The sequence below is a fragment of the Nesterenkonia sp. F genome (genome assembly GCF_000220985.1).
In the GTDB taxonomy this organism is placed as follows: Bacteria; Actinomycetota; Actinomycetes; order Actinomycetales; family Micrococcaceae; genus Nesterenkonia.
The window spans coordinates 17,287-39,190 of record NZ_AFRW01000136.1; the positions used below are offsets into that span (position 1 = coordinate 17,287).

Sequence of the window (21,904 nt, forward strand, 5' to 3'; positions counted from 1 at the left end):
CGTCACCGGTGCCGCAGCGGCGCCGTCGCCAGCTCGGCGATGCCCTCGTGCGGGTCGACGGTGGCCTCGAATCCCAGCTCCGCCCGGGCGGCCTCCGGCGAAGCGGTCACATGCCGGACGTCGAAAGCCCGGTGCTCGCCGGTGATCACCGGCTCCGGCCCGCCCATCACGGCGGCGAGCCGGCGGGCCATGTCACCGATGGTGCAGGGGCGCCCGGAGCAGACGTTGTAGGCGCTGACCCCGACCGGTCGGGAGCCGACCGCCTCGATCGCGGCGAGGTTGGCCCGGGCGATGTCGGCCACGTGGACGAAGTCGCGCCGCTGCTCCCCGTCCTCGAGGACCCGCGGCGGCTTCCCGTGCTCGAGCGCCGAACGGAAGATGGCGGCCACGCCGGAGTAGGGGGTGTCCGCCGGCATGCCGGGGCCGTAGGCGTTGTGGTACCTCAGCGCGATCGCGCGGGCGGACTCCAGCGTGCACCAGGAGGCGGCATAGTGCTCCTGCGCGATCTTCGAGGCGGCGTAGCCGGACCGCGGGGCGAAGGGCGCGTCCTCCGCGACCGGTCTCGGCTCGACGCCGTCGCCGCAGCGTGGGCACCGCGGGTCGAAGAGTCCCCGCGCCAGGTCGTCCTCCCGCCGCGGCGCCGGCGGCACGTCGCCGTCGCGGGCGCAGGTGTACCGCCCCTCGCCGTAGACCACCACCGACGACGCCAGCACCAGCTGCTTCGTGCCGGCGCGGGCCATCGCCGCCAACAGGGTCGCCGTGCCGAGATCGTTGTGCGCCGCATATCCGGGCAGGTCCTGGGCGTCGACGCCGTTGCCCACGGTGGCGGCCTGGTGACACACCAGGTCCACTGTCGGCAGCAGTCGATCCAGCAGGTCCGGGTCGCGGACGTCCCCGGCGACGACGCCGTCAGGGGTCGTCGAACCCTCGCCGTGGGCCTGCGGCAGCAGCGCGTCGACGCCGACGACCTCGTGGCCGGCCTCCCTCGCCACCTGTGCGATATGGCCTCCGATGAAACCGGCGGCACCCGTCAGCAGCACCTTCATGGCAGCTCCAGCGGCGGGTTCATGCCCGCCAGCGCCTCGGAGCAGTCGCAGTTCCGCTCTGCGGCGAGGGCGGAGACCACCGTGTGCAGCCGCTGCTTCAGCATGTCGGTGTGCTCGGCGAACACCCGGAAGACCTGCTCCTGGTCCACCGCACGCTCGGCGTCGATGCCGGCGTCCAGGTCGGTCACCAGGGCTGCCGCCGCATAGCACAGTTCCAGCTCCCGGGCCAGCGTCGCCTCGGGCTGCCCGGTCATGTTCACCAGGTCCCAACCCTGCCTCGCGTACCACTGCGACTCCGCGCGCGTGGAGAACCGCGGGCCGTCGATCACCACCATGGTTCCTCCGTCGACGGGCGGCTCGGCGCCATAGGGCGGCCCGTCCGCCGATCCCTCCAGCAGTGCCGCGCGCAGCCGGGGGCAGTAGGGGTCGGCGAAGGAGACGTGGCAGGCACCCTCGTGGAAGTAGGTCTGCTCGCGGCGGCTGGTCCGGTCCACCAGCTGGTCCGGGACCACCAGCGACCCCGGGCCGAGTCTGTCGTGGAGCCCGCCGACCGCGCACGGTGCGAGCACCTGGCGCACTCCCAAGCTGCGCAGCGCCCACAGGTTCGCGCGGTAGTTCACCCGATGGGCGGGGAACTCGTGGTGCCGCCCATGGCGCGGCAGGAACGCCACGGTGCGACGCTCCGCCCCGGAGGCCACGGTGCCCACCGCGATGGAGGCCGACGGTGCGCCGAAGGGCGTCTCCACGTCGATCTCCTGCGGATCCTCCAGGAACGTGTAGAACCCGGATCCCCCGATGACGGCGATGTCCGGCGATGTGCTCATCGTCTCACCTCTCTCCATGCACTCTTCCGGGCACCGCGTCGTGCCCGTGCGTCGTCGTCCCGCCCTCTCGCTCTCCCCGTGTCCTCCGCTTTCCGGAGAATCATGAGACCGTTCCTCGCCTCAACCGTGCCATGTGCCGCCCCTGGAACCGGTGGATCTCGCACTCCTGGAATCCGGCGGAGGCGGCGACGTCGGCGACGGCGTCCGCGCCCACCCAGGTCCAGGCGAAGGCCTCGGTGAGTCGTCCCTGCACGCGCAGCCTGACGGTGTCGTGGACGACGCCGGTGCCCGGCCCCTCGATCTCGACCAGAGCAGAGCCGTCGGAGCTCATCAGCCGACGGAGACGCCGGAGCAGCCGGACCGGGTCGCCGCCGATGCCGATGTTGCCGTCGACCAGCAGCGCCTCCCGCCAGGTCCCCTCCGAGGGGACGTCGTCGAAGATGTCCTGGCGCACGGCATCGGCGCCCCGCTCTCCGGCCAGCCTGATCGCCGCCCGGGAGATGTCGATCCCCAGGGCCCGGATGCCGCGGCCCTTCAAAGCCTGCGTCACCCGGCCGACCCCGCAGCCGACGTCCAGCGCGGGACCGGTGCACCAGTCCACGAAGAGGGCGTGGTCGGCCGCGTCGGGGGCGCACATCCATCGCTGGACGTCCATGGGGATCGCCGTGCCGTCGGACCCGATCACTTCACAGTCGTGTCCGGAGAGCACCGCGTCCCAGGCGGTCAGTGGCTGCATGTTCATCAGATCGGTCATGGGCGCGGTCCTGCCTGCTCGTGGCCAGGCGTGCGGGAGACCTCGGCGGCGAAGCGTCCGCCGGGCCGCAGGGCGGCCACGGCGAGGGCGTCGGTCCAGGTGTCGACGTCGGCGAGGGTCGGGACGCGGCCGACGCGCGCGCCGGAGCGTTCCAGGGCGGCTGCGGTCTGCGTCCCGGTGTCCGGTCGCGACATGGTCACCTCCGTCAGGCATCGCGTCCATCCCGGCTCCCGGACCCCCAGCACCCACCAGCCGCCGTCCTCGGCGGGTCCCAGGGCGGCGTCGTGGTCCTCCAAGGGGGCGGCGGCCCGCCGCAGGTCGTCGACGGAGACCTGCGGCGTGTCCATGCCGATCTGGACCACTCCGCGGCCGGCGTCGGCGTCGTGGTGGGCCGCGATCAGCCGGGAGGCGAAGTCCTCGCCGCGCTGCGCGACGATCCGGTGCCGGGCGCAGACGGCGGCGATCTCCTCGGTGCGGTCGGCGTCCCCCAGCTCGCCGGTCATCGCGACGACCAGCGGCCAGCCGAGGGCCTCGGCGGTCTCGAGGGTGTCGAGCAGGGCCGCGGCGGCCAGCCGGGCCGCGGCCCCGTGGCCGACCGTGGCGCCCAGCCGGGACTTGGCCCGCCCCGGGGCGGGAGCCCGGGCGACCACCAGCAGAGTCGGGTCGTCGCTCATGACAGCACCTTGGCGAAGTCGACGAGCACCCGGGCGGTGCCCCTGACCGATCCGGACACCTTGGACCGGGTGCCGCGGGCCCGCCGGGAATAGGCGATGTCCTGCTCATGGACGGTCCAGCCGGCGCGGGCGGCCCGGATCATCAGCTCCAGCGGATAGCCGAATCGTCGGTCGGCGATCTCCAGGGCGAGCAGGTCCTCGCGCCGGCAGACCCGCAGGGGAGCCAGATCGTGGATCCCGAAGCCGCTGCGCCGGCGGATCAGCCAGGCCAGCATGGCGGTCCCCGCGCGGGCATGCCAGGGCCAGACGCCGCGCCCGGCGGGCCTCCGCCGTCCCACCGCCATGGTGGCGTCGCCGCGGGAGACGACCGCGGCCAGCGCGGCGAGTTCGGTCGGATCCATGGACCCGTCGCCGTCGATCACGGCGACCAGCGGCGCCGCGGCCGCGAGGACTCCGGCATGGACCGCGGCGCCGTAGCCGGGGACGCCCTCGTGCACCACGGAGGCGCCCAGGCCCCGGGCGACCTCGGCGGTGTCGTCGGTCGACCCGTTGTCCACGACGATCACGTCCATGCCCTCCGGCACGCGGGCCAGCACGGCGGGCAGTGCGGGGGCCTCGTTCCGGCAGGGAACGATCACATCGCACGTCGGAGGATCCGTCATCGGGCCGTCCATGGACTGATGTTATCAGCGGGGTAGCATGTGGTGATGGCTGACCCCGCACCGCAGTCGGCGCGCCTGACCGGGATCAAGGCTGTGTCCAGCGTCCTCGCAGGTGTCGCACTGGTCGCCGCCGCCATCATCTGGCCGCGGGCATCGGGGACGGACGTCGCGACGGGCAAAGCGGTGTTCGACGACTGGACCCCGTTGAAGGCGGCGTGGGAGCCGGAGCTGACGGCCACCCTGCTGCCGCCGGTGGGGGTGGCGGTCCTCGGACTCCTGTGCTGGGGGCGCGTCAGCCGTCGGCTGGCCTGGGCCCCGTTCCTGCTGCTGACGTTCGCCGGGTCGTGGCTGTGGACGGCCTCGTTGGGACACGTCGGCGGCGCCGAGAGCCTCGGCAAGGTCTTCGGGCGGGACAGCGAGTACTTCGTGGGCGCCAAGGAGGTCTCCTCCGTCCCGGAGTTCCTCTCCGGATTCATCGACCGCATCCCGCTGCACGCGACGGACAACTGGCCCGTCCACATCGCCGGACACCCCCCGGCGGCGACGATGTTCTTCATCCTGCTGGACCGGCTGGGCATCCAGGATCCCTACGTCGCCGGGATCATCGTGATGAGCCTGGGCTGCACGGCGGTGGTCGCGGTCCTGCTCACCCTGCGGACGCTGGGCTCCGAACGGATGGCCCGGCGCGCCGCGCCCTGGCTGGTGGCGGCGCCGTCGTGGATCTGGATGGGCGTCTCGGGCGATGCGCTCTTCGCAGCGGCGGGCGCCTGGGGGCTGGCGCTCCTGGCGCTCGCCGCCACGGCCGGAGGTCGCATGCGCCTGGTGGGGTGCGGCGTCGCGGCCGGGCTGGTGCTCGGTCTCTGCGTCCATCTGTCCTACGGGCTGGTGCTGTTGGGTGTCCTGGCTCTCGCGGTGCTGTTCCTGGGCCGGCGGTGGTGGGCACTCCCCTGGACCGCGGGCGCCGCGCTGTTGGTCGCCGGGGCGTTCTCGCTGGCCGGTTTCAGCTGGTGGGAGGCCTACCCGGTGCTGGTCACGCGCTACTACGACGGCATCCAGACCGAGCGGCCCTACGGGTACTGGGTGTGGGCCAATCTGGGCGTCTGGACCTTCACTGTGGGCCTGGCGACGTGGGCCTCGTTCCCCCGCGCCGTCGCCGAGCTGCGCCGGCGCACGAGTGGGGAGCGGTTCGTGGTCGCAGTGCTGGGCTGCGCGGGGCTGGCGGCGATCCTGCTGGCCACGCTCTCCGGGATGAGCAAGGGGGAGGTCGAGCGGATCTGGTTGCCGTTCACCCTCTGGGTCCTGATCCTGCCGGCGATGCTGCCCGTGCACTGGCACCGACCGCTGATCGCGAGCCAGATGGCGACCGCGATCGTCGTCGAGCTCCTCTGGACGACCCAGTGGTGACCAGTCCTTCCCGATGTCTCTCCGCCCTGTACTGAGTGGCCATCCCTGACGGCTTCTGCGGGGGATGAATCGTTCTAGCCGGGCGATTCGTCGTCAGAAGTGGCCGCTCAGTGCTGGCGGGGGCTCTCCGCTAGGCTGGCCGCACCAGGCACGACGCCGACGTCGGAGGTCAGCATGAGCAACACGGAACCGCGTCCCGCCGAGCAGGTCTGCGTCAACGGGCCGCAGGATCCGACGCCGCCGCCCGGCGCCCCGGACGCCCCGGCCGACCCCGCGTCCGTCGAGGACCGCTCCGCCTCCGGGCTGCGCGACGGCGTCACCCGCACCGCCGCCGGCGTCGAGCTGCTCGAGCCGCGCGACGTCCCGCTCGGCGGCCCGAGGGCGATGACCGTGCGTCGCACGCTGCCGCAGCGCGCCCGGTCGCTGGTCGGCGCCTGGTGCTTCCTGGACTTCTACGGTCCCGACGACCTCTCCGTCTCCACGCCGATGCGCGTCCCGCGCCATCCGCACACCGGCCTGGCCACCGTCTCCTGGCTCTTCTCCGGTCGCATCGACCACATCGACTCCGCTGGCAACTGGGCCACCGTCCGGCCCGGCGAGGTCGCGCTGATGACCGCCGGCCGCGGCATCACCCACTCGGAGTACTCCAGCGTCGACACCACCACCCTGCACGGCGCCCAGCTCTGGTACGCGCTGCCCGAGGAGCACCGCTTCACGACGCCGCGACTGGACTCCCGGCCGGCGGAGGTCGCCTCCGGCGACGGGTGGCGGGCGACGGTCTTCCTCGGCGAGCTGCTCGGCGTGCGCTCGCCGGTGCCGACTCCCGTCCCGCTCACCGGCGCCGAGCTGCGCCTGGAGCCCGGCGCGGAGCTGGAGATCGAGGTCCCGGCCGAGCATGAGCATGCGCTGCTGCACGTCTCCGGCGCAGTGGCCCTCGACGGCGTCGACGTCGCCGCCGACCACCTGGCCGTCGTCGACGTCGGCCGCGAGCGGCTGCGGATCACCGCCGGGGAGGAGCCGGTCATCGCGCTGCTGCTCGGCGGCGAGCCGCTGGGCGAGCAGATCGTGATGTGGTGGAACTTCGTCGGCCGCTCGCATGAGGAGATCGCCGCCTATCGCGCCGCGTACCAGGCCGAGATGGGCTTCGAGGCCCCGGAGGAGGGCTCGCCGCTGCGGCGGGCGCCGGGCACGCTCGGCGTCGCCGACGACGGCGGCCGCGACGGAGCCGACGGCGGCGTCGCCCTGGGCGAGCCGGTCCACGGGGCGCTGCGCGACGCGCTCGCCGGGTCCGCCTACGCCGACGGCCGCGCGTTCCCGCAGTTCGGCGACTTCCCGCCCGGCCAGGAGGCTCCGCTGCCGGCGCCGGAGCTGCCCGGCGTGCGCATGCGCCCGCGCGGCTGAGCCGGAGCGAGTGTCGGTGCCCCGACGGCACCGCGATTCCGGTTGCGGACCGGATCCGTCCGCGTGGTCGGTCAGACTCAGACACATGACCACGACGACGTCGCGCCGGACTGTGGCGCAGAAGATGGGGATCGCTCGTGGAGCACGAGCCTATATCGCGGGAGCCCCCGCCTCGGCAGTGGCGGCCATGGAGCTGCCGGAGATCGACGTGGATCCCGAGCTGCGGGGCGAGTTCGACTATGTCCACCTCTTCGTGACGCGCCGGGAGGATATGGGGGCGCGCTTCGGCGCTGGGCGGGACCACCTGCGTCCGGGTGGGATGCTCTGGGTCTCCTGGCCCAAGGGCGGTCGTCTCGACACTGACCTGACGATGAAGACCGTCATCGCCGTCGGCTATGAGCTCTCCATGGTCGAGAGCACCTGCCTGCGCATCGACGACGTCTGGGCCGGGCTGAAGTTCACCCGCCCCAAGCCGGGGAAGCGATACGCCAACAGCTACGGCACCCTGCCCGGCCAGCAGGGCTGACGGCCTCCGCTCGGCGCGCTTCGACGCGTCCTCCGGCCCGCCCGAGGACGCCGGTAGTCTGGGCGCGCACGGTCCCGCAGATCGAAGGAGCACCATGACCCGCATCGGTTACCTCATCGGCAGCTTCGCCGAGGACTCGCTCAATCGTCAGCTCGCCGAGGTGCTGGTCGGCGAGGCGCCCGAGCGCGCCGAGACCAGCGAGATCGACCTGCGACCGCTGCCGCTCTACGACCGCCACCTCGACGAGGACTTCCCCGCAGAGATGACCGCGTTCAAGGAGCAGGTCGCCGCCGTCGACGGGCTGCTGCTGGTCAGCCCGGAGCACAACAAGGGCGTGCCGGCTCCGGTGAAGAACGCGATCGACATCCTCACGCGTCCGCCGAAGCAGGGGGTGCTCTCCGGTGTGCCGATGGGGATCGCGGGTGCCTCGCCGAGCCGCTTCGGCACGCTGAGCTCGCAGACGCAGCTGCGCGGAATGCTGCCGCAGCTCGGGGTGCCGCTGATGGGCACGCCGCAGATGACCGTCCAGGTCACCGAGGAGACCTTCGCCGAGGGGGCCGCCGGTGCCGAGCAGCTGCGCCGTCGGGCGGGGCACTACATGGAGGCGCTGACCGCCTGGATCGAGCAGCACGCCGCGCGCGGGTGATGCGCCGAGCGGCGCGTGACGGTGCGTGACATGCGGGTCCTGAGCCGACCGCTCCGACACGATCAGCCCACCGGAACCGGACGGGTGTGTCCCATGTGATGTGTGCGGTAGCCTCGGACTGTGCCTCACCCCACGCGTGAACTGACGACTCCCAGGTCAGAAGCTCCTCGACCCAATCACGGTCCGGCGGCCGGCCCGCGGAACCGTGCGGCGATCATCGACGCCGCACGGGTCGAATTCCGCGATCACGGCGCGCGCGTGCCGCTGACGCGCATCGCTCGTCGCGCCGGCGTCGGACAGGGGAGCCTCTATCGCCACTTCTCCGACCGCACGGATCTGGCGGTCGCCGTCTTCTCACAGAATGTCGAGCGGCTGGCCGCCGCCGTCTCCGCCTCCGAGACGCCCTACACCACCTTCATGGACGAAGTGATGGACGAGGCCGTCGAGGCCGCCGTCGTCATCGACCTGATCTCGCAGCCGGAGGAGGCCGAGCGCACTCGGGTCCTCGCCGACCGTCTGCAGGCGATCGCCGCCGACGTCGCCGCCCGGGACGGGAAGGTGCTGCATCCCGACGTCGAGGTCGAGGACTTCATCGACGGCATCTTCATGCTTGCGCTCGCGCTGTCCCGGATGCTGCCGGACGAGCGACGCCGCTGCGGCGGCCGGATGCGCCGCATGCTCGACGCCTGGTTCCTCGGCGCCCGCCCCTGACGCGACGAGGAGGATTCCCGGCGGCCGTCGCCGGTCCGTGCGGCGGCGACCTGCGGTGCGGCGCGACGGCGGGAGCGGAAGCTCCTCGGCCTGCGCATCCGGCGGTCTCCCGCAAGGGGTCCTCGCCGCCGGTGCTGGTAGCGTGATGCCGTTCTCACCGTGACCTGAAGGAATCGTCGCCCGATGTCGCTCGAAGCCGTTCTGGCCCTGTTGACGGTGGTCGGAGTCCTCGCCGCGCTGGCTGCCACCCGACTGGCCCCGGACGTGGTCCTCATGACCGCGGTGACGTTCCTCGTGGTATCCGGCATCCTCTCGCCGCAGGACGCGCTGGCAGGGTTCAGCAACACCGGCGTGCTGACCATCGCGACGCTGTACATCGTCGCCGCCGGCCTCAAAGAGTCCGGAGCGATCCAGTGGATGGCGCGCAGGATCCTCGGCCACCCCGCCGGCATGCGCGCCGCCCAGCTGCGGCTCCTCGGGCCGACGGCGGCGATGAGCGCCTTCATGAACAACACGGCCGTGGTGGCCATGTTCATCCCCGCCGTGCAGGAGTGGGCGGGCCGCCTGAGGATCGCTCCGTCGAAGCTGATGATCCCGCTGAGCTACGCGGGCATCGTCGGCGGCACCTGCACGCTCATCGGCACCAGCACCAATCTGGTGGTCGCCGGGATGCTGGATGCCCAGCAGGACGTCCAGCTGGCGATGTTCGACATGGCCTGGGTCGGCGTGCCGCTGGTCCTGGTGGGGGCGACGTACCTCTTCTTCTGCGCGAACCGGCTGCTGCCGGATCGGCAGGGGGCGTTCGAACAGCTGGAGGCCGCCCGCGAGTACGCCGTCGAGGCCCTCGTCGAGCCGGGCGGCCCGCTGGTGGGCCGGACGATCACCGCCGCCGGGCTGCGTCACCTCAATCACGGCTATCTCACCGAGGTCCATCGCGACGGCGAGCTGATCGCCGCCGTCTCGCCGGACATGACCCTGTACGAGGGCGATGCCCTGGTCTTCATCGGAGCGCCCGACTGCGCGCATGAACTCCGCAGGATCCAGGGGCTGGCCCCGGCGGAGGGCGACATCCACAAGCTCGACATCCGCCATTCCCGTCGGAGGATCGTCGAGGCCATCGTCGGCCCGGACTTCCCGGCGCTGGGCCGCACGATCCGCGAGTCGCGATTCCGCTCGCGCTATCAGGCCGTGGTGCTCTCCGTCTCCCGCGGCGGCGAGCGGCTCACGGGCAAGCTCGGCGACATCTCCTTCCAGGTCGGCGACACGCTGCTGATGGAGGCCGGCGACGACTTCGTCGGCCAGTACCGGCACCGCAAAGACTTCCTGCTGGTCAGCGCGCTGAACGACGCGGCGCCGCCGAACTTCCGGAAGGCCCCGCTGGCGCTGGGCATCCTCGCGGCGATGGTCACCGCCAGCGCCACGGGTCTGGTCTCCATCCTCGAGGCCGCACTCATGGCGGCCCTGCTGCTGGCCACCCGCTGCGTGCCCATCGGCAAGGCCCGGCGCGCGATCGACCTGACCGTCCTCATCGTCATCGCCGCCGCCTTCGCCCTGGGGGCGGCGATGACGCAGACCGGCGCCGCCCAGCAGATCGCCGAATGGCTGCTGCTCGCCGACGCGGGCTCGCCGTGGCTGGCGCTGCTCATCGTCTACGCCCTGACGGTCATCTTCACCGAGATGATCACCAACAACGCGGCGGCCGTGCTCATGTTCCCCATCGGCGTCGCCGTGGCCGAGCAGCTGGACGTCAGCTTCATGCCGTTCGTCATCGCCATCATGTTCGCCGCCTCGGCCAGCTTCATGACGCCGCTGGGCTACCAGACGAACCTCATGGTGCTGGGCCCCGGCGGGTACCGGTTCACCGACTATGTCCGGATCGGCGCCCCGATGAGCCTGCTCACAGGTATCGTGGTCGTCGGCCTGGTGCCGATGGTCTGGACGTTCTGACCGTCCGCGACCACCTGCGACCATCCACGCTCGTCCATACCCGTCCACGCCCGTCCACGACGATGTCTGACCGCCCCTGACCGACCGCACTGGAGGATCCGACCGCATGGCGTTCATCGACGACGCGACCCGCCGCCGCCTGATCGCAGGCGTGCACGAGGCCGGACGTCGCGTCCTGGAGATCTATGAGGAGGACGTCGACGTCGAGTACAAGGACGACGCCTCGCCGCTCACCCAGGCCGACCTGGCCGCCCATCGGGCGCTGATCGCGCTCGTGGGGGAGGTGACCCCGGACGTCCCGGTCCTCTCGGAGGAGTCGGGCGACGTCCCGTGGGAGGAGCGCCGCGGCTGGTCGCGCTACTGGCTGATCGACCCGCTGGACGGGACCAAGGAGTTCATCAGGAAGAACGGCGAGTTCACCCTCAACGTCGCGCTCGTCGAGGACGGCGAGCCGGTCTTCGGCATCGTCCATGCCCCGGTGCTGTCCCAGACCTGGATCGGCCAGGCCGGTCAGGGCTCGGTGCGGCTCGACGGCGGCGAGGATGCCGCGCCGACTCCGATCGCCGTGCGGCCGCTGCCCGGCCCGGGCGACGGTCCCTGGAAGATCGTGGGGTCGCGCTCGCACGGCTCGGAGGAGTTCGAGGCCTTCGTGGCCCGGCTGCCCGAGCATGAACGGGTCTCGATGGGGTCCTCGCTGAAGCTCTGCCTGGTGGCCGAGGGCGAGGCGGACCTCTACCCGCGGCTGGCGCCGACCTCGGAATGGGACACGGCCGCGGCGCAGGCGGTGGTGACCGCCGCCGGCGGCGAGGTGCTCCGCGCGGACACGCTGGAGCCGCTGCGCTGCAACCAGCAGGAATCGGTGCTCAACCCGAGCTTCGTCGCCGCCTCGGCGCGGGGCCGCGTCTGGGAGGACGCGCTCGCCGGCACACTGAGCATCGCACCGGAGAACAGCTAAGGTAGGGAAAATGACAGCGACCACTGCAGAGACGCCGGTCACGCCCGAGCGCCGGACGCATCTGAAGCAGCTCGAGGCCGAGTCCATCCACATCATCCGGGAAGTGGTGGCCGAGTTCGCCAACCCGGTGATGCTCTACAGCATCGGCAAGGACTCCTCGGTGATGCTGCATCTGGCGAGGAAGGCGTTCTACCCCGGCACGCCGCCCTTCCCGCTGATGCACATCGACACCACGTGGAAGTTCCGGGAGATGATCGAGTTCCGGGACCGGATGGCCGCCGAGGTGGGGATGGAGCTGATCACCCACACCAACGAGGAGGGGCGCCGGGCCGGCATCAACCCCTTCGACCACGGCTCCGCCAAGCACACCGACGTCATGAAGACTCAGGCGCTGAAGCAGGCGCTGTCGCTGCACGGCTTCGACGCCGCCTTCGGCGGCGCGCGCCGCGACGAGGAGGCCTCGCGGGCCAAGGAGCGGGTCTTCTCCTTCCGCGACAAATACCACCGCTGGGACCCGAAGAGCCAGCGCCCCGAGCTGTGGAACATCTACAACGCCAAGCTCACCAAGGGCGAGTCGATCCGTGCGTTCCCGCTGAGCAACTGGACCGAGCTCGACATCTGGCAGTACATCTACCTCGAGGACATCCCGATCGTGCCGCTGTACTACTCGGCGCCGCGGCCGATCGTGGAGCGCGACGGCATCGACATCATGGTCGACGACGAGCGCATGCCGCTGGAGCCGGGCGAGGTTCCCGAGGAGAAGTGGGTGCGCTTCCGCACGCTGGGCTGCTACCCGCTGACCGGTGCGGTGGAGTCCCACGCGCAGACGCTGCCGGAGATCATCCAGGAGATGCTGCTGACCACCACCTCCGAGCGGTCGGGACGGGCCATCGATCACGACCAGTCCGGCTCGATGGAGAAGAAGAAGCGAGAGGGTTATTTCTAAATGTCGCACCAGTCCCCACTGATCGCCGAGGACATCGAAGCCTACCTCGCCGAGCATGAGAACAAGGATCTCCTGCGGTTCATCACCTGCGGCAGCGTCGACGACGGCAAGTCCACCCTCATCGGGCGCCTGCTGCACGACTCGCAGATGATCTACGAGGACCAGCTCGCCGCGGTCACCGCCGCGTCGAAGAGCTCGGGCACCCAGGGCGACCGGGTCGACCTGGCGCTGCTCGTCGACGGGCTGCAGTCGGAGCGGGAGCAGGGCATCACCATCGATGTCGCGTACCGCTACTTCTCCACCGACAAGCGCAAGTTCATCATCGCCGACACGCCCGGGCACGAGCAGTACACCCGGAACATGGCCACCGGCGCCTCCACCGCCTCGCTGGCGGTCATCCTGGTGGACGCCCGGCACGGCGTGGTGACCCAGACCCGCCGCCACAGCTACATCTGCGATCTGCTGGGCATCGACCACCTGGTCGTCGCGGTGAACAAGATGGACCTCGTGGACTTCTCCCGGGAGCGATTCGACCAGATCGTCGCCGACTACCGGGAGTTCGCCACCAACCTGCACGCCGAGGACATCACCTTCGTGCCGATCTCCGCGCTGGAGGGCGACAACGTCGTCAATCCGAGCGAGAACACCCCGTGGTTCGAGGGCACCCCGCTGCTGAAGCATCTGGAGACCGTGGAGATCATCGAGGACCAGAACCTCGAGGACCTGCGACTGCCGGTGCAGTACGTCAACCGGCCGAACCTCGATTTCCGCGGCTACTCCGGGACGCTGACCTCCGGCATCCTGAAGCCCGGTCAGCAGGTCAAGACCGCGCCGTCGGGCAAGATCTCGACGGTGGACCGGATCGTCACCTGGGACGGCGACCTCGAGGCCGCCTTCCCCGGCGACGCCATCACGGTCACCCTGACCGACGAGATCGACATCTCCCGCGGCGACTGGATGGTGGCGGCCGAGGACGACGTCGCCTCCTCGAACACCTTCGCCGCCGACATCGTCTGGATGCACGAGCACACGATGCAGCCGGGCAAGCTCTACGACTTCAAGCTCGCCACCCAGGAGATCTCCGGGACCGTGGAGTCCATCGAATACCAGGTGGACGTCAACACGCTGGACCACCAGGACGCCGACGCGATGGAGCTCAACGCCATCGCCCGGTGCCAGGTGGAGCTCACCGGCGAGGTCCCGATGGACCTGTACCGCGGCAACCCCGGCACCGGCAGCTTCATCATCATCGACCGACTGACCAACGTCACAGTCGGCGCCGGCATGATCCGTGAGGTCGTCTCCCAGGACTCGCCGTACGAGTACCGGCAGCACGAGTCCAAGGCCCAGGTGGTCTGGCACCGCACCGCCGTCACGCGGCAGATGCGCGAACAGACCAACGGCCATTCCGGCCGCTGCATCTGGTTCACCGGTCTCTCCGGATCCGGCAAGTCCACGCTGGCCAATGCATTGGAGGCCGAGCTGCAGCGGCGCGGGCACCACACGATGATCCTGGACGGCGACAATGTGCGTCAGGGGCTCAGCAAGGACCTGGGCATGTCCGAGACCGACCGCGAGGAGAACATCCGCCGCGTCGCCGAGGTCGCCCGGCTCTTCGCCGAGGCCGGCGTCATCGTGATGACCGCCTTCGTCTCGCCGTACCGCCGGGACCGCGACGCCGCCCGCGAGCTCTTCGACGACGGCGACTTCGTCGAGATCTTCGTCGACACCCCGTTGGAGGTCTGCGAGCGGCGTGATCCGAAGGGCCTCTACAAGCAGGCCCGCGAGGGACACCTGGAGAACTTCACCGGGATCAGCGCCCCCTACGAGGCTCCGCGGAACGCGGACATCACCCTCGACACCAGCGAGCAGAGCCAGGAGGCTCTGGTGGGACAGCTGATCGCTCAGCTCACCTGATCAGCTCGCTGACGAGGAAGGCATGTCGGGCCCTTCTCCGACGGGCGACGTCACCGTCGTTCGTCGGAGGGGCCCGATGTGCAGTCGGCGGTGACCTGGCTCCTCAGCCGCGCGGCCGATGCCCCAGCAGCGCGCACGCCTGAGCCGCGGTCTGCTCGATGAGCTCCGGAGCCCGGTCCTGCAGCTGCTCCAGGCTCGCCGCCGACGGCGCGATCGACAGCGCGGCGGTCAGTCCCGCCTCGCGGCACTCGGCGGCGGAGAGTCCCACCGCTCCGGCCACCACGACGACGGCCGCTCCCTCCGGCGCGTGATCGCGCACGGCGGCGACCACCTTGCCGCCCAGCGACTGCGAGTCCAGCGACCCCTCGCCGGTGAGCACGACGTCGGATCCGGTCAGGGTGCCGGCCAGGTCCAGCGCCTCGGCGACCATCTGCGAGCCCGGCACCACCTCGGCGTCGAGCAGCGCCGCCAGGGCGACCGGGATCCCGCCGGCGGCCCCGAATCCGGGGTGCTCGCGCAGCGCGGCGGCGTCGGCCCCGACCGTCGCGGCGAGGACCTCGGCCAGCCGCTCCAGCCCGGCGTCCAGCGCGGCGACGTCGTCGGCGTCCGCGCCCTTCTGCGGGCCGAAGACCGCCGCCGCGCCGCGCGGGCCGACCAGCGGATTGTCCACGTCGACGGCCAGCCTCCAGCGCACCTGCCTCGCCCGCGGATGCAGTCCTGCGGTCTCGATCCGGGCGATGTCGGCCAGGCCCTGCCCGCCCTCGGCGACCTCCGCGCCGTCGGCGTCGAGAAACTGCACCCCCAGTGCGCGGAGCAGGCCGGTGCCGCCGTCGGTGGTCGCCGAGCCGCCCAGGCAGACCAGGATCTCCTCCGCGCCGGAGTCGAGCAGATGCGCGGCCAGCACCCCGACCCCGCGGGTGTCGGCGCGCCGCGGCTGCGGGGCGACGTCGGAGACCTGCGGCAGACCGTTGGCCTGCGCGGCCTCCAGCACTGCGGTGCGTCCGTCCGCCGACCGGCCCGCCAGTCCGACGGTCGGACGGCCGAGCGCGTCGACGACGGCGACCTCCTCGGCCTGCTGGCCCCAGGCGTCCAGCAGCGCCTCCAGCGTGCCCTCGCCGCCGTCGGCGAAGGGCAGGGTGACGATCTCTGCGCCGGCGAAGACCTGCTCGGCCCCGTGCGCCAGCGCGGCGGCGGCTTCGGCGGCGGTCGCCGAGCCTTTGAAGCTGTCGGGGACGCAGGCGATGCGGAGTCCGCGGCCCTGCGGGGTGCGCGTGGAGTCTGTGACCTCGGTCATGGACAGCACTCTATGCGAGCCGGCGTCGTCGCCGCAGGTCGGCGCTGCGACCGGCACGCGCGGCGCACCTCCGGAACGATGCTCACTCGATGACGGCGGAGGCCAGCAGGTGCTCCTGCAGGACCTGTTCGTCCGGGACGAAGCCCAGCCCCGGGGTCTCATCCAGGGTGATCGACGGGCCGGCGCCGTGCAGGGCGTGCAACGTCTGCGGCCACTGCAGGAAGGGGACCTCCAGCTGAGCGTCCGGCAGCAGGCCGGCGATGAGCTGAGCCGTGGCGTTCAAGGCCGGGCCGCAGTAGAAGGTGTGGGGAGCGATCTCCACGCCGAGCGCGGCTCCGGCGGCCAGAACCTCGCGCATCGCCGAGATCCCGCCGATCTTGCCCACGCTCGGCTGGGCGACCTCCACGGCCCCGGCGCGCATCTGCTCGACCATGCCGGCGACCCCGGAGGCGTTCTCGCCGGCGGAGACGCGGCCGTGCCGGGCGTTGAGCCGCGCCATGGTCGGGGTGTCGTCGGGCGGGAAGATCGGTTCCTCGAGCCAGCGCAGATCGTGGACGGCCAGGGCGCGCAGCGCCGCGTCGGCGCCGGCCTCGTCCCAGCGGCAGTTCACATCGGTCATCAGCGCCGCCTCCGTCCCGGCCTGCTCGCGGGCGGCGCCGACGGCCTCCGGCGTGGACTCGTGCAGCTTGAAGGCCCGGTAGCCGGCCTGCTGGGCGCGCGAGACGTGGTGGGCGACCTCCGCGGGGTCCTCGCCGTAGTGGACCAGCGAGGCGTAGCAGTCGACGACGTCGCCGGCCCGCGGGTCCAGCAGGCGCCGCAGCGGGACGCCGGCGCGCTGTGCCGCCAGGTCCCAGAGCGCGGTGTCGATCGCCGAGATCGCGTAGTGCACCGGGCCGGTGCGGCCGAAGGCGTGGAACGCGTATTCCGAGTCTCGGCGGACCGCCTCCGGGTCCGCGGGGCGGCCGAGCAGGAATGGGGCGACCAGATGCTCCAGCGCCGCCCAGGAGGCGGGATTGACCCGGTGGCCGAAGGCCTCGCCCCAGCCGACGGCCCCGGAGGCGTCGGTGACGCGGACCATCAGTGCCTCCATGCGGGTGAAGGACTGCGAGGAGGCGTTGTACTCGTCGACGGTCTCTTCGCCCTGCACGCGGCGTCCGGCGCTGAAGGGCATGGCGGCGAGCAGCAGCTCGACCCGCGTCACGGCGGGCGCGGCGTGGTCCGCGGCGTGGTCCATCGGTGAGGCTCCTCGCGGTCGGGATCGGTGTCCTCGACTCTAGTGCCGCTCTGTGATGCAGTCCACGCTCTCGAAAGAATGGAATGATCCACGAACAGCATCACAGAATGATACTCAAAACGATTCAACCCGCGATCCCCGTGATCATGCGGATGTTTCGCCGCCGATGTGCCCCGGGCTTCCGGCGAAGCGCCCCGATCGCCGCGCACCGGCGGGTCTGCACCGCTCGGTGTGCTTGACCTCACACTGTGGCCCGGCTTACCGTCGAGGCAGTGACGGCTGGAAAGCGATTGCCAGCCGCGGGAATACCACCGGAGACCACGGAGGAGGGGGCCATGCTGTCCCACCAGGACCGCTCGCAGGCGCCTCGGCGCGTCGGAGCCGGGGAGGTGGCGCCATGAGCGTCGTCGCCGAACTCAATCAGCTCAAGAAGACCGGAAAGGGCGGCAAGCGTCGGCATAAGGAGAACAAGGCCGGCCACCTGTTCCTGCTGCCCTGGACGCTGGGTCTCTTCGGGATCACGCTGTTCCCGATGCTGGCCTCGCTGTACCTGGCCTTCACCGACTACAACCTGCTGCAGCCGCCCGAGTGGGCCGGGATGGAGAACATCACCCGGATGATCGGCGACGATCGGCTGCACAAGGCGATCGAGGTGACCTTCACCTACGTCTTCGTCGGCGTGCCGCTGCAGCTGGCGGTCTCGCTGGCGGTGGCCATGCTGCTCGACCGCGGCATGCGCGGTCTGGCCTTCTACCGTTCGGTCTTCTACCTGCCGTCGATGCTCGGCTCCTCGGTGGCCATCGCGGTGCTGTGGCGCCAGATCTTCGGCCACGGCGGTCTGATCAATCAGATCCTGGGCAGCTTCGGCATCGAGGGCCAGGGCTGGGTGTCCAGCCCGGACACCGCGCTGAGCACGCTGATCATCCTGCACGTCTGGACGTTCGGCGCGCCGATGGTCATCTTCCTGGCCGGGCTGCGGCAGATCCCGGAGATGTTCTACGAGGCCGCCAGCATCGACGGCGCCAGCCGATTCAAGCAGTTCTTCACCATCACGATCCCGCTGCTGACCCCGATCATCTTCTTCAACCTGGTCCTGCAGCTCATCGGCGCCTTCCAGAACTTCACGCAGGCCTACGTGGTCTCCAACGGAACCGGCGGTCCGGCGGACTCCACGCTGTTCTTCACGCTGTATCTGTACCAGCAGGGCTTCAAGGGCTTCGACATGGGCTACGCCTCAGCGATGGCCTGGGTCCTGGTGCTGATCATCGCCTCGCTCACCGCCATCAACTTCTGGCTGTCCAAGTATTGGGTGCACTACGATGACTGATTCTCTGCAGACCACTTCCGCCCCCTCCGGCGGCGCTCGGCGCCGCGAGGAGGACATGAGCGCCAACACCGCCGCGCTCGCCCAGTCCACCGGCGCCGGCGAGGATCACTCGCCGATGAAGTCGACGACGGCCGCCGGCCGCGCCACCCGCTCGATCATCAAGCACGTGCTGCTGGTGGTCGCCTCGCTGGGGATGATCTATCCGCTGCTGTGGATGCTGGTCTCCTCGCTGCGCCCCGACGAGCTGATCTTCCGCGAGTCCGGGCTGCTGCTGACCTCGCTGGAGTTCGGCAACTACATCGAGGGCTGGAACGCGCTGAGCCACCCGTTCAGCCACTTCCTGTGGAACTCGGCGGTGGTCGTCTTCGGCTCCATCCTGGCGAATCTGATCTCCTGCTCGATGGCGGCCTACGCCTTCGCCCGGCTGGATTTCCGGTTCAAGAAGCCGATGTTCGCGCTGATGCTGCTGACCATCATGCTGCCGGTGCACGTGGTGATCATCCCGCAGTACATCCTGTTCTCGAACCTCGGCTGGGTGAACACCTTCCTGCCGCTGATCGTGCCGAAGATCCTGGCCACCGACGCGTTCTTCGTCTTCCTGATGGTGCAGTTCATCCGCGGCATCCCGAAGGACCTGGACGAGGCGGCCCGCATCGACGGCGCCGGCCATATCCGGATCTTCATCCAGGTCATCCTGCCGCTGATGGTCCCGGCGCTGGCGACGACGGCGATCTTCACGTTCATGTGGACGTGGAACGACTTCTTCAGCCAGCTGATCTTCCTGACCTCGCCGGACGTGTACACCGTGCCGCTGGCCCTGCAGTCCTTCCTGGACTCGACCGGCGAGTCCAACTGGGGTGCGATGTTCGCGATGTCGATCGTCTCCATCCTGCCGCTGTTCCTGATCTTCCTGTTCGGTCAGCGGTTCCTCATCAAGGGCATGGCCACCACCGGCATCAAGTGATCCGCATCCGGTGATCGGCGGTCGGTCCGTCCGCTCGCAGCACGGACGACGACGGCGTCCCGCACCCGCACCGGCGGGCGGGGCGCCGTCGTCGCCGTGAGGGCGGCGGGGATGCCCTCGGGCCACCGCACGATGCGTGGAACACATCAGAAGAGCTCTTCTCATTCCCTGTCGTCACGAGCAGACTGCTGGGAGGACCCTGCATTCCGCCCCATCCCGCGGCCGCCCCGGCGCCCGCGGCCTCGCCGGGCCCGGTCTTCCCCCCCCCCCATCCGCATCCCGAAGGAGCTGGCTCACCCGTGAGCAACCAGAACACCCGCACCCGGTACGTCATCGTCGGCACGGGCAGCCGCTGCGCGATGTACGTCGACGCCATCCTCGGCGCCCACGCCGACGTCGCCGAGCTGGTGGCCGTCGCCGACTCCAACCCCGGCCGCGCCGAGCATCATCGGGGGCGGATCGCCGCCGAGCACGGCGCCGAGGTCGGGACCTTCGACCCGGGGGAGCTGACCGCCGTCGTGCAGGCGCGGAGCATCGACCGGGTGATCATCACCAGCCCCGACTTCACCCACGCCGACTACATCGTCGAATCGCTGACCGCCGGCGCCGACGTCGTGGTGGAGAAGCCGCTGACCATCGACGCCGAGTCCAGCGCGCGGATCGCCCGCACCGTCCATGAGACCGGCCGGGACGTCACCGTGACCTTCAACTATCGCTACTCGCCGCGGAACACCGCGCTGAAGGCCGCCGTCCAGGAGGGGCGGATCGGCACGGTGACCTCGATCGACTTCACGTGGGTGCTGGACACCGTCCACGGGGCCGACTATTTCCGTCGCTGGCACCGGGTGAAGGAGAACTCCGGCGGGCTGCTGATCCACAAGGCCTCCCACCACTTCGACCTGGTCAACTGGTGGCTCGACGACTCCCCGCAGAGGGTCTACGCCTCCGGCGGGCTGAAGTTCTACGGCGCGGAGAACGCCGCCGCCCGCGGGATCAGCCCGGCCGAGCGCGGCACCCGCGAGGACTCGGCGTCTGATCCCTTCGCCCTGGATCTGCGCACCGACGAGACGCTGCGGGCGCTCTACCTGGAGAACGAGCACCACGACGGCTACCGGCGCGACCAGGACGTCTTCGGCGGGGGCATCACCATCGAGGACAACCTCGCGCTGATCGTCGACTACGCCGGCGGCCCGGTGCTGAACTATTCGCTCAACGCCCACAGCCCCTGGGAGGGATATCGGGTCGCGATCAACGGCACCGAGGGGCGGCTGGAGCTGGAGGTCGTCGAGCGGGCCGCGGTGCTGCCGGCCTCCGGCGGCTCGCCGGTGGACCCCTCGGTGGCCGAGGACGGCCGCTCCTCCGCGGTCCGCGCCAAGGGCGAGCGGCTGGTGCTGCAGCGCCACTGGGGCGAGGCCGAGGAGATCGAGATCGTCCAGGGCGAAGGCGCCCACGGCGGCGGCGACCGGCTGCTGCTGGCCGACATCTTCACCGGACCCGGCGAGGATCCGTACCACCGCCCCGCCGGGCTGGGCGACGGCATCGAGGCGATCGCCGTCGGCGTCTGCGGCAACGCCTCGCTGGCCGCCGGCGCGCCGGTGCAGGTGGCCGACGTCGAGCTGGGGCTGGGTGCCGCGGCGACGGCGGCCGCCGCGAGCTGACCGCCGCGCCGTCGTCGGCCGCTCGGCGCAGGTCCCTCGTCCATGACCCCTGATCCGCCCACTGCAGGAGGCATCTGTTGGCTGAACGCATCATCATCACCGGAGGCTCCGGACGACTGGGACGCAGCGTCGTCGCCGGCTTCGCCGCCACGGAGCACGAGATCATCAGCATCGACCGCGACCTGCCCGAGCAGCCGGTCGACGGCGTCGACCACCGGGCCGTCGACCTGCTCGACGCCGAGGCGACCGCCGAGCTCTTCGCCGAGGTCTCCCCGACGGCGGTGATCTCGCTGGCGGCCATCGCCGTGCCGTTCGTCGCGCCGGAGGACGTGATCCTGAAGACCAATGCGGGGATCGCGCAGAACGTCACCGCCGCGGCGGTCGGCTCCGGGGCGAAGACCGTGATCATCGCCTCGAGCCCGTCGATCATGGGCTACGGCTCGCCGGTCGGCTGGGTCCCGCCGCGGCTGCCGCTGGACGAGGACGTGCCTCCGCAGCCGTGGCACGCCTACGGGCTGAGCAAGCACGTCGCCGAGCAGGTCGCGGCGATGTTCGCCCAGCAGACCGACGCGGTGAAGTTCATGAGCTTCCGGCCCTGCTACGTGATCGCGCCCGAGGAGTGGGAGGGCGCCCCCACGCAGCAGGGCCACACCGTCCGCGAGCGGCTGGACGACCCGGCGCTCTCCGCGGTGGCGCTGTTCAACTACGTCGACGCCCGCGACGTCACCGACTTCCTGCTCGCCGCCCTGGAGCGCAGCGACGCCGTGGAGAACGGCTCGGTGTTCTTCGTGGGGGCGGCCGATGCGCTGGCGCGCCGACCGCTGGCCGAGCTGGTCCCGGAGCACTTCCCGGACCTGGCGCATCTGGCCGGAGGTCTCTCCGGAGACGCGACGGCGTTCTCCATCGAGAAGGCCCGCCGCGTGCTCGGCTGGGAGCCCAAGCGCTCCTGGCGCACCGAGCTCGCGCACTGAGGGTCGGGCGCGGGGGCGATGACTCGCCCGGGGCGATGCTCCC

The 21,904-nt window shown here is 71.0% G+C and carries 20 protein-coding genes; 13 read left to right on the plus strand and 7 right to left on the minus strand.

Going from position 1 to position 21,904, the window contains the following annotated elements; all coding sequences use genetic code 11:
* Window positions 1-2 precede the first annotated feature (2 nt).
* The 5 genes from GU5_RS0112790 to GU5_RS0112810 form a co-directional block, all read right to left on the minus strand.
* Window positions 3-1,046 (minus strand): NAD(P)-dependent oxidoreductase, encoded by a 1,044-nt coding sequence (locus GU5_RS0112790; protein ID WP_010525968.1) that lies wholly within the window; start codon window positions 1,044-1,046, stop codon window positions 3-5.
* Window positions 1,043-1,870: an S-methyl-5'-thioadenosine phosphorylase gene (locus tag GU5_RS0112795; protein ID WP_010525969.1), complete on the minus strand. Its 828-nt coding sequence runs from the start codon at window positions 1,868-1,870 to the stop codon at window positions 1,043-1,045. The genes GU5_RS0112790 and GU5_RS0112795 overlap by 4 nt, the downstream gene beginning before the upstream one ends.
* Before the next feature lie 100 nt (window positions 1,871-1,970).
* The gene (locus GU5_RS15660; protein ID WP_010525970.1) at window positions 1,971-2,624 is read right to left on the minus strand and encodes a methyltransferase domain-containing protein; all 654 of its coding nucleotides are present in this window, start codon (window positions 2,622-2,624) and stop codon (window positions 1,971-1,973) included.
* Complete coding sequence (locus tag GU5_RS15665) at window positions 2,621-3,298, minus strand: DUF2064 domain-containing protein (protein WP_010525971.1); 678 nt, start codon at window positions 3,296-3,298, stop codon at window positions 2,621-2,623. The genes GU5_RS15660 and GU5_RS15665 overlap by 4 nt, the downstream gene beginning before the upstream one ends.
* Window positions 3,295-3,972 carry a glycosyltransferase family 2 protein gene (locus tag GU5_RS0112810; protein ID WP_010525972.1) on the minus strand — a complete coding sequence of 226 codons (678 nt, stop codon included), beginning with the start codon at window positions 3,970-3,972 and terminating at the stop codon, window positions 3,295-3,297. The genes GU5_RS15665 and GU5_RS0112810 overlap by 4 nt, the downstream gene beginning before the upstream one ends.
* 33 nt (window positions 3,973-4,005) lie before the next feature.
* Between GU5_RS0112810 and GU5_RS0112815 the strand changes: the two genes are divergently transcribed.
* From GU5_RS0112815 to cysN, 9 genes are all read left to right on the plus strand, one after another.
* Window positions 4,006-5,364 (plus strand): hypothetical protein, encoded by a 1,359-nt coding sequence (locus tag GU5_RS0112815; RefSeq protein ID WP_139084456.1) that lies wholly within the window; start codon window positions 4,006-4,008, stop codon window positions 5,362-5,364.
* A gap of 174 nt (window positions 5,365-5,538) precedes the next feature.
* On the plus strand, window positions 5,539-6,765 hold the full coding sequence (locus tag GU5_RS0112820; protein WP_010525974.1) for a pirin family protein: 1,227 nt from the start codon (window positions 5,539-5,541) through the stop codon (window positions 6,763-6,765).
* An 85-nt stretch (window positions 6,766-6,850) separates the two neighbouring features.
* Window positions 6,851-7,291: a hypothetical protein gene (locus tag GU5_RS0112825; RefSeq protein WP_029514278.1), complete on the plus strand. Its 441-nt coding sequence runs from the start codon at window positions 6,851-6,853 to the stop codon at window positions 7,289-7,291.
* Window positions 7,292-7,385: 94 nt separating this feature from the next.
* On the plus strand, window positions 7,386-7,937 hold the full coding sequence (locus tag GU5_RS15670; RefSeq protein WP_010525976.1) for an NADPH-dependent FMN reductase: 552 nt from the start codon (window positions 7,386-7,388) through the stop codon (window positions 7,935-7,937).
* A 120-nt stretch (window positions 7,938-8,057) separates the two neighbouring features.
* On the plus strand, window positions 8,058-8,648 hold the full coding sequence (locus tag GU5_RS17450) for a TetR/AcrR family transcriptional regulator (RefSeq protein ID WP_083830573.1): 591 nt from the start codon (window positions 8,058-8,060) through the stop codon (window positions 8,646-8,648).
* 183 nt (window positions 8,649-8,831) lie between these two features.
* On the plus strand, window positions 8,832-10,595 hold the full coding sequence (locus GU5_RS0112840) for an SLC13 family permease (protein WP_010525978.1): 1,764 nt from the start codon (window positions 8,832-8,834) through the stop codon (window positions 10,593-10,595).
* Between the two features lie 106 nt (window positions 10,596-10,701).
* Complete coding sequence (cysQ, locus tag GU5_RS0112845; RefSeq protein WP_010525979.1) at window positions 10,702-11,550, plus strand: 3'(2'),5'-bisphosphate nucleotidase CysQ; 849 nt, start codon at window positions 10,702-10,704, stop codon at window positions 11,548-11,550.
* A gap of 10 nt (window positions 11,551-11,560) precedes the next feature.
* Window positions 11,561-12,496 (plus strand): sulfate adenylyltransferase subunit CysD, encoded by a 936-nt coding sequence (cysD, locus tag GU5_RS0112850; RefSeq protein WP_010525980.1) that lies wholly within the window; start codon window positions 11,561-11,563, stop codon window positions 12,494-12,496.
* A complete protein-coding gene (gene cysN / locus GU5_RS0112855; protein ID WP_010525981.1) occupies window positions 12,497-14,413 on the plus strand; it encodes a sulfate adenylyltransferase subunit CysN in 1,917 nt (638 codons plus the stop codon). It abuts the gene before it with no gap.
* A gap of 103 nt (window positions 14,414-14,516) precedes the next feature.
* Here the strand turns inward: cysN and GU5_RS0112860 are convergent, their stop codons facing one another.
* Window positions 14,517-15,707, minus strand: a complete 1,191-nt coding sequence (locus GU5_RS0112860) for a glycerate kinase (RefSeq protein ID WP_050806694.1) — start codon at window positions 15,705-15,707, stop codon at window positions 14,517-14,519.
* 82 nt (window positions 15,708-15,789) lie between these two features.
* On the minus strand, window positions 15,790-16,941 hold the full coding sequence (locus tag GU5_RS0112865) for a mandelate racemase/muconate lactonizing enzyme family protein (RefSeq protein ID WP_010525983.1): 1,152 nt from the start codon (window positions 16,939-16,941) through the stop codon (window positions 15,790-15,792).
* A gap of 397 nt (window positions 16,942-17,338) precedes the next feature.
* Between GU5_RS0112865 and GU5_RS0112870 the strand changes: the two genes are divergently transcribed.
* The 4 genes from GU5_RS0112870 (at window position 17,339) to GU5_RS0112885 (ending at window position 21,861) form a co-directional block, all read left to right on the plus strand.
* A complete protein-coding gene (locus GU5_RS0112870) occupies window positions 17,339-18,268 on the plus strand; it encodes a carbohydrate ABC transporter permease (RefSeq protein ID WP_010525984.1) in 930 nt (309 codons plus the stop codon).
* 115 nt (window positions 18,269-18,383) lie between these two features.
* Entirely contained in the window at window positions 18,384-19,232 is an 849-nt protein-coding gene (locus GU5_RS0112875; protein ID WP_237704739.1) for a carbohydrate ABC transporter permease, read from the plus strand.
* 299 nt (window positions 19,233-19,531) lie between these two features.
* On the plus strand, window positions 19,532-20,890 hold the full coding sequence (locus GU5_RS0112880; RefSeq protein ID WP_010525986.1) for a Gfo/Idh/MocA family protein: 1,359 nt from the start codon (window positions 19,532-19,534) through the stop codon (window positions 20,888-20,890).
* A 77-nt stretch (window positions 20,891-20,967) separates the two neighbouring features.
* Window positions 20,968-21,861: an NAD(P)-dependent oxidoreductase gene (locus tag GU5_RS0112885; protein WP_010525987.1), complete on the plus strand. Its 894-nt coding sequence runs from the start codon at window positions 20,968-20,970 to the stop codon at window positions 21,859-21,861.
* Window positions 21,862-21,904 lie beyond the last annotated feature (43 nt).